We start from the raw sequence: 17,284 nt of genomic DNA, 5'->3' as shown, positions 1-17,284 counted from the left end.
TTGGGGTTTAAATGGTTTTGTCTTTACCAGTCAGCAACAGCTGCTGGACGAGTTGCGCAATCTGGCGCTCCTCATTGGTAGGAATAATGCGGACGGTGACGCGGCTGGCGGCACTGGAAATCACAGCCGCGTGGGTAGCGTTGTGGGCCGCGTCGAGTTCGAGTCCCAGAAACCCCAGCCCCGCGCAGATGCGGGCGCGCACCTCGGCCGCGTGCTCGCCGATGCCACCAGCAAACACCAGCGTATCCAGCCCGCCGAGCACGGCCGCGTAGGCCCCGACCCACTTGCGGGCCTGGTAGCAAAACAGCGCCACCGCATCGGCGGCCCGCGCGTCGGTGGCCTGGGCGGCCAGTAAATCCTGCATGTCGGAGCTGGTTTCCGACACGCCCAGCAGGCCGCTTTCGTGATTGATGAGGTGGTTGAACTGCTCAGCCGTGAGGTGTTCGGCCCGGAAGAGGTAGGCGGCCACGCCGGGGTCGAGGTCGCCGGGGCGGGTGCCCATTACCAGGCCGGCAGCGGGCGTAAAGCCCATGCTCGTATCCTGGCTCTGGCCATTGAGTACGGCGGCCAGGCTGGCCCCGCTACCCAAATGCGCCAGAATAACCCGGCCCCGTGCCGCCGCCGGCCCCGCCTGCCGACCCAGCTCCTCCAGCAAATAGGCGTAGGAAATACCGTGAAACCCGTAGCGCCGCAGCCCCTGCGCCATAAAGCGGCGCGGGATGGGCAGCAGCTGCGCCACGCGGGGCATGTGCTGGTGAAAAGCCGTGTCGAAGCACGCCACTTGCCGCAGCTGCGGCTGGCGCGCTTGTACCGCTTCCATCAGGGCGATTTCGCCGGGCAGGTGGTCGGGGTCATCGGCCGTCAGCTGGCGCAGGTCGGCCAGCAGGGCGGGCGTGATGAGTTCGGGGTTTAGGTGCGCCGGGCCGCCGTACACGACCCGGTGCCCCAAGGCCGCCAGGGTGGCAAAAACTCCGTGGTGGTCCAGCCAATCGAGCAGGAAGCCGGCGGCGGCGGCCGGGTCGGGCGCGTGGGCCGGGCTGGTGGTGGGGGCCGCCGGCCCTTCGCTAAACGTGAGTTGAGTGCCGGGCAGGCCGATGCGGTCGAGGTAGCCGTGCAGCCGGCGCTGCGGCACTTCGCCCGGCTCGTACACGGCAAACTTGATGCTGGACGAGCCGCCGTTGAGCACTAGAATAAGGTCAGCGGCGGTAGCCATGCGGGAGGGGGTGTTAGTTAAAGTGTCAGGCCAAAAGCGGCCAGCTTGGTGCAGGTAGAAGGATAATCGACGTGGCAAATGCCCTGAATGCCCAGGCTGGCGGCCACGCCGATAAAAATGGGCTGGTCATCCAGGTACAGCACTTGTTGGGCCGGCACCTGCGCCAGGTCGAGCGCCAGGCGGAAGATGTTGAGGTCGGGCTTACCGATGCCCACGAAGGACGAGGACACGAAAAAATCCACGAATCCGGCCAGCCCGAACGTGTCAATCCGGTGGGCGTTCAGCTCGCGGCCCTCGTTGCTGACCACGGCGATTTTGAGGTGGTAGCGGGCTTTGAGCCGCGGTATCAGCGCCAGCATCTCGGGGAAGGGCTGCGACTGGGCGAACATGAATTCCCGAAAATCAGCCTCGCTAAACGACCGGGGCCGGTCGAAAACCACCTGCCGGAGGTAGTCGGCTAGGCTGAGCCGGCCCAGCTCGTAGGTGCTGAACATCAAGTGGTGGCGCTGCTCCATTTCGGCCGCATCCAGCCCGAAGGTTTTGGCGGCCAGTTGCCGCGAGACATGGCCCCAGCCGGGGCTGAGCAGCACGTCGCCAACGTCCACGAAGAGCGTGGTGATGGGCAGCGCGCGAGCTGGGGGAGGTGAAGAATCAGCCATAGAGAGGGGCGCGGACTAGCTGCTGGCGGTGGCACGGGCTATCGGGCGGGTGGCGGGCTTGGGGGCGTGCTTGCCCACGCCGCGGGCGGGGGCCTTGCGGAGCCCTGGCGGAACGGTGCTGGGGGTGGTCACTTTATCGGCCTTGGGCTGTTTGGCCAGGAGCTTGGTAAACGTCTTGGCTATTTTTTTGGCGGCGCGGGCCACGGTTTTATGCAGCTTTTTCCTGTGCTGCTCGTTCAGGCCCAGTAGGTTGGCCTGGAGATTTTCAATCAGGATGGTCCGCAGGTGGGCTTCGGATTTTTTCATTGGAGAAGGAGGTTGGAAAAGAAGGAGGGGGTAGGGTGTGCTTATTTAGCCAGGTAGCCGCCATCGACGGGGTAGTAAGCACCAGTGACGAACGAGGCTTTGTCGGTGCTGAGCCAGATGACCAGCTCGGCCACCTCCTCGGAGCGGCCCAGGCGGCCGATGGGGTGTAGCGCCACCAACGCCTCCTTAGTTTCGGCCGAAAAGTCACTGAGCAAGGGCGTGTCGATGTAGCCGGGACCCACGGCGTTGATACGGATGCCCTGGGCGGCGTATTCGATGGCGGCCGTTTGGGTGAGGCCCACGATGCCGTGCTTGCCCGCGACGTAGCCCGCCAGCTTGGGCGTGCCCACCTGCCCCAGGATGGATGACATGTTGACCACCGCGCCGTGGCCCTGCTTCAGCATCACTTCCAGCTCGTATTTGAGGCAGTAGAACACGCTGTTAAGATTCACATTGATAATGTGTTGCCAGCCTTCGACTGAGTAGTCGGCGGTCAGGCTCAACTCGCCGATGATGCCGGCGTTGTTGCAGGCCACGTCGAGGGTGCCGAAGGCGGCTACGGTGGCCTGCACCAGCTGGTGGCACTGGGCCGCGTCGCCCACGTCGGCTTTATAAAACTGAGCGTTGGCCCCGGCCACTTGCAGCTCGGCCACTACTTGCTGGCCCTGTTTTTCGTCGATGTCCGACACCATAACCTGAGCACCGTGCTGCCCGTAGAGCAGCGCCACCGCCCGGCCGATGCCTGAAGCACCTCCGGTAACCAGGGCCGTTTTTCCTTGCAAATCCTTGTCCATAATGTAGTTATTTTAAGCTGCGAAAGCTGCCCCTGGCCCAGTTAGGGGCAGGTAGTAAGCTGGGTATAAAGGTCTGGGGTAGGGCTTAGCAAGACTCTGACAATAATTAGCTTATTAGCTGATTTTTGTCAGGTCAGGGCAAGCGCTGTCCGGCACCGGGGAGCCCAGTCCACCAAAATGGCGCGCAGTAGCCGGCCGCTCTACCTGGCAAAGCAGGCACCGTGCGGGACTGGCTAATCCCGCAAAAAACCTGGCTGCCTCCGGCCCTGGTTTTCCCAGCCAGCGGCCCGGTTGCCGGCTACCCTGCTGGCGGGGGCTGGCTGGCCGCCGGGGCGAGCCGGGAAACTGCCACTTTCAGTAAGTCATTGATTATAAAGGAACAGACGGCGGCGTAGGCAATTACCGCCGCGGACTGCGTGAAGGGGATAGCCTGGAATCCCAGCAGCCCGAAAGTAGCCAAAGCAATTCCCAGCCCCATATCGGCCAGCAGGAGCAGCAGCAGGGTGCGGCTCGGGGCCGAGTGCCAGAAATGGCTTTTCTCGCGGACCACGAAGATGGAAAACAGCGCGAAAAAGAGCAGCAGCTCGAAGCAAAAAGTACTGAGCGCCGCATTGTTGGTGCCCAGCCGGAAGTAGCGCAGGCCCAGGTAAAGCAGCCCGAAGGCTTCCAGCGTCATCGCCAGGCCCATGACGATGCCCGTTTTGGCCAGGCCGCGGATGTTCCAGCGGGCCGGCTGCGGGGCCCACTGCACGTGGTCGGTAGCCAGGGAGATTTTCACGAAGTCGGTCATAAAAATCATCAGCAGGATGGCCGCGGCGGAAATCACGAATTTGCCCAGGACCAGGAAGGCCCCGACCACGAAGCAGGTTTTGAGAATGGTGAGGGCCAGCTTGTTGAGTATCCATACGTTGATGCGCTCGAACATCATCCGGCCCACTTTGATGGGCTCCAGGATGTTGACCAGCCCGTCCTGGGTGAGCACGATGCTGGCCGCCCCCTTGGCCACGTCGGTGGCGCTGCGCACGGCAATGCCCACTTCGGCCTGCTTTAGGGCGGGGGCGTCGTTCACGCCGTCGCCGGTCATGCCCACGATGTGGCCGCCCGCCTGCAAAGCCTTGACGATGGCGTACTTGTCCTCCGGGTAAACGCCGGCTACCCCGTCGTTTTTTTCCAACAGGGCCGCGACCTGGACCGGGTCCGCTTTTTTGAGGTCAGCAGCCTGGATTATAGCCCCACCCACGCCCACGGCCGTGGCAATCTGAACGGCAATGGGCCGGGCATCGCCGGTGAGCATCTTGACGGCCACGCCCAGGCTTTTCAACTCTTGCACGAGCTGCCGCGAGTCGGGCCGGGGCGCGTCGTGCAGGGTAGCCAGGCCCACCAGGCGGGGCTGGCCGACCCCCGTGGCCGTGGCCACGGCCAGCGTGCGGTAGCCTTGCCGGGCCGCGGCGGCGACCTTGGCGGCCCACGCGGCCGTGGCCGCCGCGTCGAGCCCGCACGCCCCCGCCAGGCTATCGAACGCGCCTTTCAGCACCAAAAACGTGGCCGGGCCGTGCTGAATCTGGGCTTCGGTGCGGCGGGTCTGGGGGTCGAAGGGCACGAACGTCTTTTGCACGAACGTGGCATCCAGCAGGTTTTTCTGGCGGGCCGCATCGATAAAAGCCAGGTCGATGGCATCGTGGTTGGCTTCCTGCGAGGCCAGGGCCCCCGTGCGCAGCACGTCGTCGGCGCTGAAACCGTCGGCCGGGTGCAGGGTACCCACGGTGAGCTTGTTCAGGGTCAGGGTGCCCGTTTTGTCCACGCACAGCACGTCCATGCTGGCCGCGTCGTCGGGCGCGCTGAGCCGGGTAACCAGCACTCCCTTGGCCACCAACTGCCGGGAAGCCAGCGCCATACTCACCGTGAACAGGGCCCCCAAGGCCACCGGCACGGCCCCGAGCAGCAGCACCAGCAGCAGGGGCATTAGTTGGAGCACGTGGAGGCCCTTGGTAATTATAGCCACGAGCGCCACGGCCAGCAACGTGCCCACAATGGCCAGCAGCCACCGGGTTACGCCGCCAACGACCGCTTCGATGTGCGACTTTGGCTGGGCGGTGTTGACCAGCGCGATGGTCTTGCCGTAGTAAGTGCTTGTACCAGTCAGGGTGACGGTGCCCGTCGCCTCGCCTTTGGTGATGACGGAGCCGGAGTACAGGGTGTCGCCCACCTTTTTGGCGACATCGCCCGATTCGCCGGTCAGCGCCGCCTGGTCGAGACGAACCGCGCCCTGCGTGAGTTGCACGTCGGCCGGCACGAAGTCGCCGATGCGCACGCGGATAACGTCGCCGGGTAGTAACTCGCGGGCGGCCAGGGTGTTCCATTGCCCATCCCGCAGGAGCTTGACGTTGATTTGCAGCTTTTTTTTCAGCGCTGCCACGGCCTTGGCGGCGTTGTGCTCCTGAATAAAGCCAATGACCGCGTTGAAAATCAGCAGCCCCAGCACGATGTAAACGTCGGCAAGCTTGTGCAAAAACCAGGAAAACCCGATTATCGCCTCCAGCAGCCACGCCGTGAGGCCCCAGAACTTTTTGGCAAACAACAGCACCGGATTGGGCTTTTTCCCCAGCACCTCATTGTAACCGAACTGCGCCCGCAAGCTCGCTAAGTCAGCCTGAACCAGGCCCTTAGCCGGCGGCGATGCGGGTGGTGGTGCGGCCGGCGGAGCGGCCGGGGTAAGGATGGCCGGAGCGGCCGGGGTTTTGGGGCTCATAGCGGAATTTGTTGATTTTGTTAACCCATCCCCGGTGGCTTCCGGGCAGCGGCGAGGGATGCCAGCGGTAAGCCCGCGGCCGGGTGCTACCCGGCAAAACGGCGCAGCAGCGAGGCGGCCCCCGCGAAACCGGCCCCGTAGACCAGGCTGCCGAGCAGAAAACCGCTAACAAATGACCGGGCGGCCCGTCCGCAATGCGCCGTAAAACGTCAGCCTTCTGCCTGATTTTCGTTATGTACCGGGACGGCTTGGGCGAGGAGCGACAGGCTGAGGCTGGCATTTGCCTAGTCTGCAAATTATGATAATAATTGACTGATTACTATTAGATTACATAGTAGATTTCGCTGGCTCACCCAGCTAAAAACCCCGGCTTCCGCTGTCGGGAAACCGGGGTTTTAGCCGCTAGCTGGGGCTACCTACTTGGTGCCGTGCTCTTCAGCGTGGCTCTTGCGCGCATGGGTGGCGTGCTCGGCGGCGTGGTCGGTATGAGCGGCGGCCGTGTGGGCGTGGTGCGCCGCTTTTTCGTGGCTGCCGGCCTCGTGGTGCTTGGCGGCCTCGGTGTGGTGCTTGGCGGCCTCCGTGTGGTGGGTGGCGGCCTTTTTGTGGCTGTCAACTGCTTTCTTCGACATGGGATTGGGGGGGAAATAGCGCACCGGAGTTGATGCGTTAGAGCGGGTCAAGGGGGTAGTAAGTAAGGCGTTCTGGCAGCAAGCCCTTGCTTGGCGCAAGGTTTTACACGTAGGTTTCGGCCAGGTAAAAATCCACTTGCTCCACCGAGTCGTCGGCCAGGCGCGCGTCGAGCTGGGCGAGGGTGACGGGGGCCGGCAGCAGCACTTTCTGGCCCGGCTGCCAGTTCAGGGGCAGCGACACGTGGTGCTCGTCCACGAATTGCAGGGCCTGGAGGGCGCGCAGCAGCTCGTCGAGGTTGCGGCCCACGCTCATGGGGTAGTAGAGCACGAGGCGGACTTTGTGGCTGGGGTCGATGAAGAACACGGCCCGCACGGCGGCGGTGTCGCTCTCCGCGGGCTGGAGCATGCCGTAGAGGCGCGCCACCTGCATATCAATGTCGGCAATGATGGGGAAGCGGAAGTACACGCCGCTCTTTTCGCGCACGTTGTTGACCCAGGCAATGTGCGAGTGAATGCTGTCGATACTCAGGCCCAGCAGCGCCGTGTTGAGGGCCGTAAACTCGTCCTCGCGCTTGGCAAAGCCGGTCAGTTCGGTGGTGCAAACGGGCGTAAAATCGGCCGGGTGCGAGAAGAACAGTACCCACTTACCGGGCGCAAAATCGGCAAACCGGATGGGGCCAGTAGTCGTGATAGCCTCAAAATCGGGGGCTTGCGCGCCAATGCCGGGCGGGCAATGAGCAGGTTGGGTAGTATCCATTTTTAGGAGAAAAAGCTGAAAAGAAGAAACTGGCGGAGGCCCTATCCCCCTACCCCGCCGTCGGCAGCAGCAGCACCGGCACCCAGGTGTGGCGCAGCACGGCCGCCGTGACGCTACGGTGAAACAGCGCCCCAAAAAAGCTGCGCGGCCGGGCAATGAGCACCAGCATATCGGCCTGCGTATCGGCCAGGGCTTGCAGGATGCCGGCGGCCGGGGCCACGTCGGCCACCTCGTATAGCTCCACAGGCGTGGCGGGGGGTAGGAGCTTGCTGGCCCGCACATCGGCCAGGGCGCGCTGTCCCTCAGTGCCCGGCAGCTCGCCGGATAAGTCGATGTGGGCCACGGTATAAGTAGCTGCCCAAGAGCCTAGTAACCAGCCCAGGTTGCGGGAAGCTGCCGTCAGGCCGAAGGGCTCGCTATCCACGGCCACCAGCACCCGGCGCGGGGCGGCGGCCGTAGCGGCGGCGGGCACCAGCAGCACCGGCCGCCCGGTGGCCCGCAACACGGGCAGCACGTGGGTGTGCAGCAGTGCATCGAGCAGGCTTTGGTCGGGGCCCAGGCCCAGGGCCAGCAGCAACGGCTGGTAGCGCCTGATGGCGGCAGCTACGTCATCCTTCAGCACCTCGCCCGCTTCTAGTACCTCGGTAGGTACGGGTAGGCGGCGGGCCAGGGCGTGCAGCGCGGTCATGGTTTCGGCCTCGTTGTAGTCGGTCTGCGCTATTTCCTCTTGCGCCAGCGCGGGCGTCAGCAAGGCGGGGTGGAGGTAGCAATGCAGCAGCGCCAGGCGCAGGCCCAGCGGCTGACTCAGGGCGGCGGCGTAGCGCGCCGTGGGGGCGGCGGCCTCCGGTAAATTGGCCAGCACGAGCAGGGAAGGACTCATAACTCAGAAAAGGATAGGGAGTTGGATGAGCTGGGCCTAGGCGGTGGGCAACGCCCCGGCCAGGGAGAAAACGGGGCTGGCGGCGGGCGTTTCGGCTATAAGCGCCGGCGCGGAGTAGTCGGCCTCCCAGCCATCGGGCGACATGGTGGCATCGGCTTCCTGGGCAATGCGCAGGGCGGCCGGGCTCACGCGGCCGGCATCGTGGTGGCTGGCCGCCCGCGGCGAGCCAGTAGCGCGGGTGCGGGATAAAGAACGCATGATACTGACCTATAACCCGTTGGCAGTAGACAGCAGCAAGTCGTTATCCACCCGTTGCGCGCCGGCCTCGTAAGCATCGAAGGCGGCCTGCTCGCGGTCGAGCCAGGTAGCAACGGTGCCCGTGAGGGTAGCGCGGCCGTTTTCCACCAGCACCTCCACGTCCTGGTTGTGCAGGCTGGCCGACCAGAAGTACAGCCCGCGGATGCGCTCGGCCAGGGCGAAGTCAGCGTTGGGGTAGGCGGCCGGGCGCAGGGCACCGGGGTAGGGATAACAGCCGGCCTGGCCGGCGCTGGGCAGCACGCGCACGCCGTTCTCCACTTCGGCCACGCCATTTACGCCGCTGGCCACCTCGGCGGCCTGGGCCTGCTCGAAGTGGCTGTTAACCAGCCCGTCGAGGTGGGCGCGGCCATTGGTCACCCGCACCTGAAACTCGAAAATGCTCACGTAGGGGTCCCGCGCCAGCGCGTCGAGGATGGCCTGGCGCACCTCCGCATCGGGCGTGAACCAGCGGGTGCGCACCTTCAGCAGGTTGTGCACGTTCCACACGCCCACCACGTGGCGGGCATCCTGCTCGGCGCTTTGCTTGGCGCGCAGGCTACTCACTTGGCCGGTCAGCGTCACCAGGCCATCGTGCACCACCACCGTGGGCTGGTAATCCAGCACGCGCGGGTCGTAGCGGAAGGTAGCGAGCACGGCCTGGGCAAGGTCAGCGTCGCTGCGCTGGACAAATTTTTCGCGCCGCAGCTCGGGGCTCTGAGCCCAGTAGGCCACGAACAGGTCGCGGGCATCGACGCGGCGCGCGCCGGCCTGGTAGGCCACGGCCACCACCTGGGCCCGCTCGGCGGCGGTGCCCACCGTGCCGCTCAGGTGCACCACCCGGTCGGTGGTGCGCACCCCTACCTGGTCGCTGAGCACGCGGATGTCCCAGGCCAGCAGCTCGCGGATTTGGGCGCTGATTTCCTCGTCCGAATTCTGGATTTCACCCCAGCGGATGGTCAGCTCATCGGCCACCAGGCGGCGCACCCCGCGCACGCCCCGCAGCACGCGCAGCACCAGTTGCTGCTCGGCCCAGCTCTGCACTATGCCGGTGGGCGTTACCACGCCGTCGGCCACGGTGCAGGCCACGTTATAGTCGGTGGTGGCGGGGTCGGCGCGCAGGGCCTGAGTCACGGCGTGGTACAGCTCGTCATTGGGCCGGTCGGGCGTGCTGATAATTAACTCATTGACTACCCCCCGCACGCCGCGCACGGCCAGGGCGATTTCCTCGGCCCGCTCGCTGGCCAGCAGGTTGTCGGTGATGCCCGTCAGCCGCACGATGCCCTCGTGCGCAGCCACGTCAATCAGGTGCGCAGGCACGCCTTTTTTGGTCGTAAAAAACAGCTCGATGGCGGCCGTAATGTCGGCATCTGATAGGTGGTCGGCCGGGGCGGGCGGCGCGAAGGTTTCCAGGGTTTGCATGGGAAAAGGAATAAGAGCGGGTGGCGGCCCGGCCGGGGTGGGGAAGTAAGCAGGCTACAAAATTCCGCCCCGCCGCCTGGCAATACCCTGACGATTATTACCTCCCTACCTGATTTTTATCAGGGAGCCTCCGGCCAGTTGGCAAGGCTGCTAGGGGAGCGACCCCAGGTACTGGGAACGGGGTATTTTCCGGCCGTCGGCCGTCAGCGTGACGGTGCGGCTGATGGCGGTTTCGCAGGTGGCCATCTCGTAGGTGAGGCCCCTGGTCCGGGCGTTGGTCACCTCAATAGCGCGGCAGAAGGTGCGGGTGGGGTAGTAGGTGGTCAGGGTGTGCTGGATGGGGAGCGAGAGCGCACTGAGCGCCATGTCCTGGCCCGTGGCCTCGATATCGCCGTTGCCATTGAACCGGACCAGCCGGTAGGTCTGACCCTGGAGGTAGCTGGCCTGGTAGCAGTCCTGAAACCGGCGCCAGGTTATCTGCCGGGCCAGCGGATAGTGCTCAAACATCGCCCCATAGGCCAGCGGCGGTACGTCGGCCGTGGCCATCGCCTGCGCGTGCACAACGGGGCCCGACACCAGGGCCACCCAGAGCAACCAGAGGATTTTCAGGGCGGTGCCAGCATGGCTTTTGGGGACGCTACGGGCTTCCGGCTGGCGCGGCGGCCCCACTTGCGGCCGCGCTACCACGGCCGGGCTATTCGCGCGGGTGTTGCCTGCGAAAATGGGGTAGCGGCGGCCCGCCGCCGCCCAGCAGCCAGCGTAGCGGCGACTATTTTAAGGGTAGAAAACATCGTTAGAGGTGGAAAGCGGGCCATCCAAAAGTAGGCGCGCCTACCCCCCCCTTTTTATGACAAAACGCATCCGTAAGGGATGACTTTTGTCAGGTAGCCCTACCCCCTCGCCCAACGCCCAGCTCGGGCGCAGGCCGGGGCCGGTTGGCCGGGGTAATTTCCGTGGTCAGGCGCACGAGCAGGGGGCCCAGTTGGGCTAGCGGTACGATATAGTCGGGCGTTACCAGCGCCAGGGCGTTGGTGGGCATGTCGGGCTGCTCAGCGTCGTGCGGTTCCTGCACGATGGTCAGGCCGCCGTGCCGCTGCACCGACCCCAGCCCCAGCGCCCCGTCGTTCAGGTAACCCGTGAGTACCACGCCAATCACGCGCCGGCCATGCGTGCGGGCCGCCGAGCGAAACAGCGCATCAATGGAGGGCCGAAACCGGTTTTCCGGCGGGTCCTGCGTCACTAGCACCCGGTCGCCTTCCAGCAGCATCTGGTGGGCGGGCGGGGCCACGTATAGTATTCCTGGCGCAATAAGCTCCCCGTTTTGCGGGTGCCGGGCCGGCAGCTTCGCCACGGCGCTGAGCAGCTGCGGCAGAATGCAGGGCAAATCGGCCCCCAGGTGCAGCACGATGAAAATAGGGGCTGGAAAATCAGCCGGTAGGGTTTTGGCCAGGGCCAGCAACGCGGCAACGCCCCCCGCCGAAGCCCCGATGACGACGATAGCGCGGGGGCTGCCAGAAGCCTTTGGAGGGTAGAGCGTTGCCATAAGGATTAAGGCTGCGGGGCCAAGTCGGTGAGCGGTGTATCCAGCTAACTAGCAGCTAAGATTTCGGGCCAAATAACCCCCGGCGTATCGTCTCGTCGCGGTGGCAGAAATCGGGCAGAAAGCGCAGGTGGCCGCCCTCGGCCGTGCAGGTGGCGTAGCGCACGAACAGCGGCATGGGGCGGCGCAGCGGCACGTTACGAGGGCGGGGCTGGCGGGCGCACTCGGCCGCGCTGGGCAGCTGCACCGGCTGGCCGCCGCGCCGCAGCAGGTAGGCGGCCAGCGCGAAGGGGTTTTCCAGGCGAATGCAGCCGTGGCTCAGGGCGCGGTAGGGCCGGGCAAATACCTGGCGCTCCGGCGTGTCGTGCACGTACACCGAATACGGATTAGCGAAGCGGAACACGATATTACCCAGCGCATTATCACAGCCGGCCGACTGGCGAATGGTATAGGGAAAATTCCGCGCCGTGACCCGCGCCCAGTTGACGCCACGCGGGTCAAGCAGCCGGCCCCGCGCATCGTAGAGGGCGTAGTTGCCCAGGGCCAGGTAGCCAGCATCGCGCTTTAGGTGGGGTAGCATTTCGCGGGTGGCAATGGAGCGGGGCACGTGCCAGTCGGGGGCCAGCGTGAAGTGGTCGATGCTGCTGCTGAGGGTGGGGGTAGGCGTAGCGGGCTTGCCCACCACCACCCGGTGGCGGCGCAGCACCGAGTCGCGGGCCACCACCAGCAGCTCGCAGGCCGCGATGTTAATCAGCACGTAGTCAGAATCGGCGGCCGGCAGCGCGTCCCAGCGCCAGCGTTCCAGGTTGGCGGCCGCCTGCTCGTAGCGGGCCTGGTGCTGCGCCACCGAATCCGGGGCGCTGGGCAGCGCCAGCCACTGCGCCAGGGCCTGCTGCAGCTGGCGGTACTCGCGGTTGGCGGGCTGGCCGGCCAGCAGGGCGGCGGGCACTGCGTGGCTGGCCAGCGCCGCCCGCAATCGGGCCACCGGCTGGCCACTGGGTCCGGCGGCTTTTTCCCTTAGCGAAGCCGTGTAGCGGTGCAGCCGGCCGCGGTCGATGTCGCGCATGAAGCCCAGCACCGCATTGCTGAGATAGACGTCGAAGCGCACTTGCTGGCGGGCGCGACCTTCCGGTTCGCCGGGCCGGGCCAGCGAATCGCGCAGCAGCAACAGGCGCTCGCTGTCGTAGTCCGCCGGGCGCAGGCCGTGCGCGGGGGCCTGGGCCAACAGGGTCAGGGCCGCCGTCGCATCGGGGCTGGGGCTATCGCCAGCCACCCAGGCAGGCGCGCCGGTCGTTCCGTAAAAAGCCCGCACCGCTACGCCGGCTTGCAAGCCCAGGCGCTCATCGGCGCGGCCGGCGCTACCTGCCGTGGCCGTATCCAGCAGCGCCCGGATGCTAGCGGCTACTGGCTCATCGGTTGGCACTTTCGCAGCCACGGGCCGGGTGGCTGGCGGCCCCGACTGCACGGGCGCAGAGCCGCACTGCGCGGCCAGCAACAAGCCGGTGCAGCAGCCTAACAGACGAATATTAGCGAGTAGCGCCACGGGCGAAACGGGGTTAGCGGTGGCGGGTGGACTGGCTATCCAGCGCATGCGCCGGCCCCGTTTCGACGGAGCCTTGCGCCACGAAGCTTTCCAACAGCGCCAGCAGCTGCGGGCGGGGGTAGGGCCGGTGGGTGAGCCCCAGGTCGTTGGCCGGTGCTTCGCCCAGCAGCGTGCGCAGGTCGTCGGGCCGGGCCAGGCGGCAGCCCATCGCCCAGCCGGCAAAGCTGCGCTGCGCGCACGGCCCCTCGCTTATCACCTGGCAGTGAAAATGGCGGGTGTCGGACAGGATAACGTGGTAGTAGAGGTGCCGCACGGCCGTTATGGGGCCTTCCAGCACCTGCAAAAACTGGCCATCGGCCGTGTGCAGCAACACGCCCGAGATGTTAGCGGCCTGGTTGTGCGCCCGGCCCCGCCGCAACAGCGCGGCCAGCTCGGCCTCGCCGAATTCGCCCAGCGTCTGGCTCTCGTAAAGGAGGTGGTAGAGTTCCACAGGTAAGAAATGAAGGATGAAAAAAGCGTTACTCCACCGGCAGTACCAGCAGCGGCAATGGGCAGTGTAGCAGCACCTTGGTCGTTACGCCGCGGTGAAAAAGCCGGCCCAGCACGCTGCGGCGGCGGGCCAGCAGCACCACGGCATCGTAGTCGGCGGGGAGGGCGGCGGCTAGGATGCCCGCGGCCGGGTCGGCGGCCTCCACTTGGCGGGCGCGGGCCGGCGGCAGCCCCAGGGCCAGGCCGGCTTGCTCCACCGAGGCCAGGGCCGTGGCGGCGGTAGCGGCGGCCAACGCCGCGTCGGGGGCGCAGTGCAGCACGGTCAGCTCGGCGTGCAAGGCCCCGAGCAGGTGGCGGACCGGGTCGGCGTAGCTGCCCAGCGCAAAGGGCTCGCCGTCGGCGGCCAGCAGCAGGCGGCGCGGCGGGGCCGGGCGCGCCAGGGCGGGCGGCACCACCAGCAGGGGGTAGGGGGCGTGGCGCAGGATTTCCAGGGCCGTGGAGTCATTCAGGGCATCGGGCAAGTCGTCGTGGTTGGGGCGGCCCAGCACAATGAGCAGGGGCTGATGGCGTGCGGCGGCCTCGGTAATGGTGGGCAGCAGCCGGCCGTGGCCCACCTCGGCCACCACCGGCACGGGCCGGCCGTGGGCGAAGCTGCCCAGAGCTACCCCCGTATCGGCCGTGCTCAGGTGGGCAAACCCGTCATCGCCCGGCAGGGCATCGGGGTTCAGCGGGGAGTCGCGGCGCACGTGCAGCAGCACGAGACGGCTCCCCAGCGGCTTGGCCAGTCTGGTGGCGTAGGCTAGGGCGTGGTCGGCGGCCGGAGAAAAATCGGTGTGTACGAGCAGGACGGGGGCTTTCACGGGGTAGCAGAAAAATGGGCGGGCCAGCCAGCCGGCGCGAACGATAGCCGGGCGCGTCGCCGCCGCTAGCCAACTGGGACTCCCGGCTTAGGGAGCAAAATTGGGGCTTGGTCGAACTAGCGAGCATGAGCAAAATCAGCTGATTTACTTTTCAAGTACGCTAGTTAAAGCTATGCCCTTTAGGGCAAGACTTTAGTTGCTACTCACTTTTGCCGGTCTTGTTCAGGCAAGGCTGTTTAATTTTTGATTGTCAGTTAGTTATTGCTATTTGCTCAATGACCGACGCCAGCGTTTAGCCAGCAGAATTTTATTCTAAAGCGACCCACTTTCAGTGGCTTCTTTCAGTCGGCTTTAGCCGAAACCGCCGAATTCCATTCGCTTTCAAACCTATGGACTTACAGTCCATAGTCGTTTAGTGATTATTGTCAAGTTCACGCGCAGGTTATCGGGCCACCTTCACGGCCCTGGCTTTTCGCGGAAATGTCGGGGCCCCAACCTGCGGCACGGGCGGGAAATCACCAGCCGCGACAGCGTAAGGTGACAATCCCACGGGCCGAAAACGCCAGCTACTCCCCAGTCCTGACCAATGTCAGGTAATCGCCGGCTGCTAGTCATTGGGCCGCGGCGGGCGGCGGGCGAACCTTTGGGCCTGCCCCCGTCGGGCGGCCCCGGAGATAGTCTCCCCACTCATCCTATTCCCATTTTTCCCTTACCCCCCTCGTGCAAACTCTCGAAATTGTAGCACCGCCCACTGACCACCTGGCCGATGGTGACATTACCACCGCCCTGGAGTTGCTGTACCTTACCCAAAAAGGGGTGAGCGCGCATCTACTTGACGTCGAAACCCATGAGGGTATTGTTAAGCTAACCGGCATTACCGACAACCTGCTCTCCAGGGAGCGGGCCGAGGATATCGCCCTGGCCCTGCGCGGGGTACGCGGGGTCGTCAACGACGTGCTCATCAGCACGCCCACCGTACCCGATGCCGAGCTGCAAGCCTCGGTAGCCAGCGCCCTGGCTACTGACCCCGCCACGAGCTTCTATAATGTCCTCGTCGCCGCCAGCGACGGGGTAGTTACGCTGACCGGCACCGTACAGAGCTGGGCCGAAAAGGCGCTGGTGCTGCACGTGGGACGCGGCGTGCGCGGCGTGCGCCGCCTAGTGGCCGATGAGCTGACCATTAGCTGGGACCGCCTACAAAACTCCGACCATGAAATCACGGTCCAAGTGCGGGAGGCACTGGATTGGGATGTTCGCGTGAATGCCGCCCTGGTGGACGTGCGCACCCATGACCGGGCGGTCTATCTGTCGGGTACCGTGGGCACCCCCGCCGAACTGGCCCAGGCGGAAGCCACCGCCTACCAGGCCGGCGCGACCCACGTGGACATCCGCGCCCTGAACATACTGCACTGGGCCGCCCACCGCGACCTGCGGGGCGACAAGTACGCGCCGCGCTCCGACGAGGACATTGCCGAGGCCGTGCGGGCGGCCTTTCGCTTCGACCCCCGCGTGCGGGCCTACCAGCCGCTGATACTGGTGCGTAACGGCGTCGTCACGCTGAGCGGCCCGGTGAGCAACCTGCTCGCCAAGCAGCACGCCGAGCGCGATGCCCGCCACGTGGTGGGCGTCACGGACGTGCTCAATCTGCTGAAAGTGCGCACGCCCTGGTTCATTCCCGACCTCTACATCGGGCACACCATCCGCGAGGCGCTGGCCCGCGACCCCTACGTGGGCCTGGACGAATTCAGCGTGCACGTGCGCAACGGCAAGGCCCAGCTCTACGGGCAGGTCAGCAACTACTTCGAGCAGGACCAGGCCGGCCGGGTCGCCGCCGGGGTCAAGGGGGTCGCCGAAATAGCTAACTGGATAACTGTGCCCGGCAACGGCCACTTCGACGCCTACCAGACGTCCTGGAAGCCCGGCTTGGCCCGCCCCAACGCCGACTTCGCCCTGGCCGAGCGCATCCGCAGCCGGCTGTTCTGGTCGCCGAGCCTGCACAGCCAGGCTATCGAGGTAGGGGTGGAGCAAGGCCGGGCTACCCTCACGGGCACCGTCGATACCTGGCACGACCGCGACCTGGCCGGCCGCGCTGCCCACGCGGCCGGTGCCTGGGACGTGGACAACGACCTAGTGATTAACCTGGCTTACTAGCGCTCGGGATACCAATTTAACGTTGGTGGGGCTTTTTTTAAGCCCAGCTTTAAGGCACTCCCCACTCAAAAGACAACGTTACGGCCGACCTTTTTTAGTTACCGATTGGGTGGTCAATAATGGCTGCCCCCTACCCCACCCTTTTTCCTTTATCCATGAATACCACCGCTCATTTGGACACTGACCCCGCCACGCCCGCCGTGTGGGTGCAGCCCGGCGTCCCGTTCCGCCTCGCCGACATTGACCCGAGCAATACCGAGCCGTTTTCCCACCACCAAAAAAAGCTGCGCCACCGCCAGCACGAATTGCGCAAGCAACTCAGCGACTACCAGGTAAACCTCTATGCGGAGGACCGCCGCAGCCTGCTGCTCGTGTTTCAGGCAATGGATACCGGCGGCAAGGACGGCACCATCCGGGTACTGCTCACGGGCGTAAACCCGGTTGGTATCGAGGTGGCGGCTTTCAAGCAGCCCAGCGCCGAAGCGCTGGCCCACGATTTTCTGTGGCGCGTTCATCAGCACACGCCGGGCAAAGGCCGCATCGGGGTCTTCAACCGCTCGCACTACGAGGATGTGCTCGTGACGCGAGTGCACGGCCTCATCCAGCCCCTGACCTGGCAGCAGCACTACCAGGACATCATCAACTTTGAGCAATTACTAACCCGCAGCGGCACCCACGTCATCAAATTCTTCCTCTACATCTCGAAGGAGGAACAGGCCAAGCGCCTGCAATCCCGCCTCGACAAACCTAAAAAGCGCTGGAAATTTGAGCCCGAAGACTTGAAAGAGCGCGCCCTTTGGGACAGCTACCAGGTGGCCTACCAGGAAGCCCTGGCCGCCACCTCGACCCTCGACAGCCCCTGGTACGTCATTCCCGCTAACAGCAAACGCGCCCGCGACCTGGCCGTGGCCGAAATCGTAGTGGCCGCCCTGGCCGCCATGAACCCCCAACCCCCCGCCGCCACCTTCGACGTAGCGGCGCAGGTGATTAAGTAAGGA

Annotated in this window: 18 protein-coding genes; 2 read left to right on the top strand and 16 right to left on the bottom strand. The window is 65.3% G+C overall.

The features are described from left to right. Window positions 1-7: 7 nt before the first annotated feature. The 16 genes from A0257_23050 to A0257_22975 all read right to left on the bottom strand — a co-directional run bounded on the left by A0257_23050 (window position 8) and on the right by A0257_22975 (window position 14,135). On the bottom strand, window positions 8-1,213 hold the full coding sequence (locus A0257_23050) for an acetate kinase (GenBank protein ID AMR25569.1): 1,206 nt from the start codon (window positions 1,211-1,213) through the stop codon (window positions 8-10). 17 nt (window positions 1,214-1,230) lie between these two features. Beyond that, on the bottom strand, window positions 1,231-1,872 hold the full coding sequence (locus A0257_23045) for a hydrolase (protein ID AMR25568.1): 642 nt from the start codon (window positions 1,870-1,872) through the stop codon (window positions 1,231-1,233). 15 nt (window positions 1,873-1,887) lie between these two features. Then, window positions 1,888-2,178: a hypothetical protein gene (locus A0257_23040; protein ID AMR25567.1), complete on the bottom strand. Its 291-nt coding sequence runs from the start codon at window positions 2,176-2,178 to the stop codon at window positions 1,888-1,890. Window positions 2,179-2,219: 41 nt separating this feature from the next. Continuing rightward, window positions 2,220-2,972 carry a short-chain dehydrogenase gene (locus A0257_23035; protein ID AMR25566.1) on the bottom strand — a complete coding sequence of 251 codons (753 nt, stop codon included), beginning with the start codon at window positions 2,970-2,972 and terminating at the stop codon, window positions 2,220-2,222. 298 nt (window positions 2,973-3,270) lie between these two features. After that, the gene (locus tag A0257_23030; GenBank protein AMR25565.1) at window positions 3,271-5,607 is read right to left on the bottom strand and encodes a hypothetical protein; all 2,337 of its coding nucleotides are present in this window, start codon (window positions 5,605-5,607) and stop codon (window positions 3,271-3,273) included. A gap of 28 nt (window positions 5,608-5,635) precedes the next feature. After that, window positions 5,636-5,818, bottom strand: a complete 183-nt coding sequence (locus A0257_23025; GenBank protein AMR25564.1) for a hypothetical protein — start codon at window positions 5,816-5,818, stop codon at window positions 5,636-5,638. A 319-nt stretch (window positions 5,819-6,137) separates the two neighbouring features. Then, window positions 6,138-6,350: a hypothetical protein gene (locus A0257_23020; GenBank protein ID AMR25563.1), complete on the bottom strand. Its 213-nt coding sequence runs from the start codon at window positions 6,348-6,350 to the stop codon at window positions 6,138-6,140. 103 nt (window positions 6,351-6,453) lie between these two features. Continuing rightward, on the bottom strand, window positions 6,454-7,107 hold the full coding sequence (locus A0257_23015; protein ID AMR25562.1) for a peroxiredoxin: 654 nt from the start codon (window positions 7,105-7,107) through the stop codon (window positions 6,454-6,456). A 49-nt stretch (window positions 7,108-7,156) separates the two neighbouring features. Beyond that, window positions 7,157-7,987: a hypothetical protein gene (locus tag A0257_23010; protein ID AMR25561.1), complete on the bottom strand. Its 831-nt coding sequence runs from the start codon at window positions 7,985-7,987 to the stop codon at window positions 7,157-7,159. 36 nt (window positions 7,988-8,023) lie between these two features. Next, window positions 8,024-8,245, bottom strand: coding sequence for a hypothetical protein (locus A0257_23005; protein AMR25560.1), 222 nt, complete (start codon window positions 8,243-8,245; stop codon window positions 8,024-8,026). Between the two features lie 9 nt (window positions 8,246-8,254). Next, the gene (locus tag A0257_23000; protein ID AMR25559.1) at window positions 8,255-9,703 is read right to left on the bottom strand and encodes a hypothetical protein; all 1,449 of its coding nucleotides are present in this window, start codon (window positions 9,701-9,703) and stop codon (window positions 8,255-8,257) included. A 150-nt stretch (window positions 9,704-9,853) separates the two neighbouring features. Continuing rightward, a complete protein-coding gene (locus A0257_22995) occupies window positions 9,854-10,390 on the bottom strand; it encodes a hypothetical protein (protein ID AMR25558.1) in 537 nt (178 codons plus the stop codon). 193 nt (window positions 10,391-10,583) lie between these two features. After that, entirely contained in the window at window positions 10,584-11,246 is a 663-nt protein-coding gene (locus A0257_22990; protein AMR25557.1) for a hypothetical protein, read from the bottom strand. A gap of 55 nt (window positions 11,247-11,301) precedes the next feature. Then, complete coding sequence (locus tag A0257_22985; GenBank protein AMR25556.1) at window positions 11,302-12,741, bottom strand: hypothetical protein; 1,440 nt, start codon at window positions 12,739-12,741, stop codon at window positions 11,302-11,304. Between the two features lie 58 nt (window positions 12,742-12,799). Further along, window positions 12,800-13,276, bottom strand: coding sequence for a hypothetical protein (locus A0257_22980; GenBank protein ID AMR25555.1), 477 nt, complete (start codon window positions 13,274-13,276; stop codon window positions 12,800-12,802). A gap of 28 nt (window positions 13,277-13,304) precedes the next feature. Then, a complete protein-coding gene (locus tag A0257_22975) occupies window positions 13,305-14,135 on the bottom strand; it encodes a hypothetical protein (protein AMR25554.1) in 831 nt (276 codons plus the stop codon). Window positions 14,136-14,855: 720 nt separating this feature from the next. Here A0257_22975 and A0257_22970 point away from each other — a divergent pair. Both A0257_22970 and A0257_22965 read left to right on the top strand, forming a co-directional pair. Next, a complete protein-coding gene (locus tag A0257_22970) occupies window positions 14,856-16,286 on the top strand; it encodes a hypothetical protein (protein AMR25553.1) in 1,431 nt (476 codons plus the stop codon). Window positions 16,287-16,441: 155 nt separating this feature from the next. Further along, window positions 16,442-17,281: a hypothetical protein gene (locus A0257_22965; protein AMR25552.1), complete on the top strand. Its 840-nt coding sequence runs from the start codon at window positions 16,442-16,444 to the stop codon at window positions 17,279-17,281. The last annotated feature ends 3 nt before the right edge of the window (window positions 17,282-17,284 follow it).

Origin of the sequence: Hymenobacter psoromatis (genome assembly GCA_001596155.1) — a bacterium.
In the GTDB taxonomy this organism is placed as follows: Bacteria; Bacteroidota; Bacteroidia; order Cytophagales; family Hymenobacteraceae; genus Hymenobacter.
The sequence above is the reverse complement of the archived record's forward strand: the minus strand, read 5'-3'. Positions and strand labels throughout refer to the sequence as shown.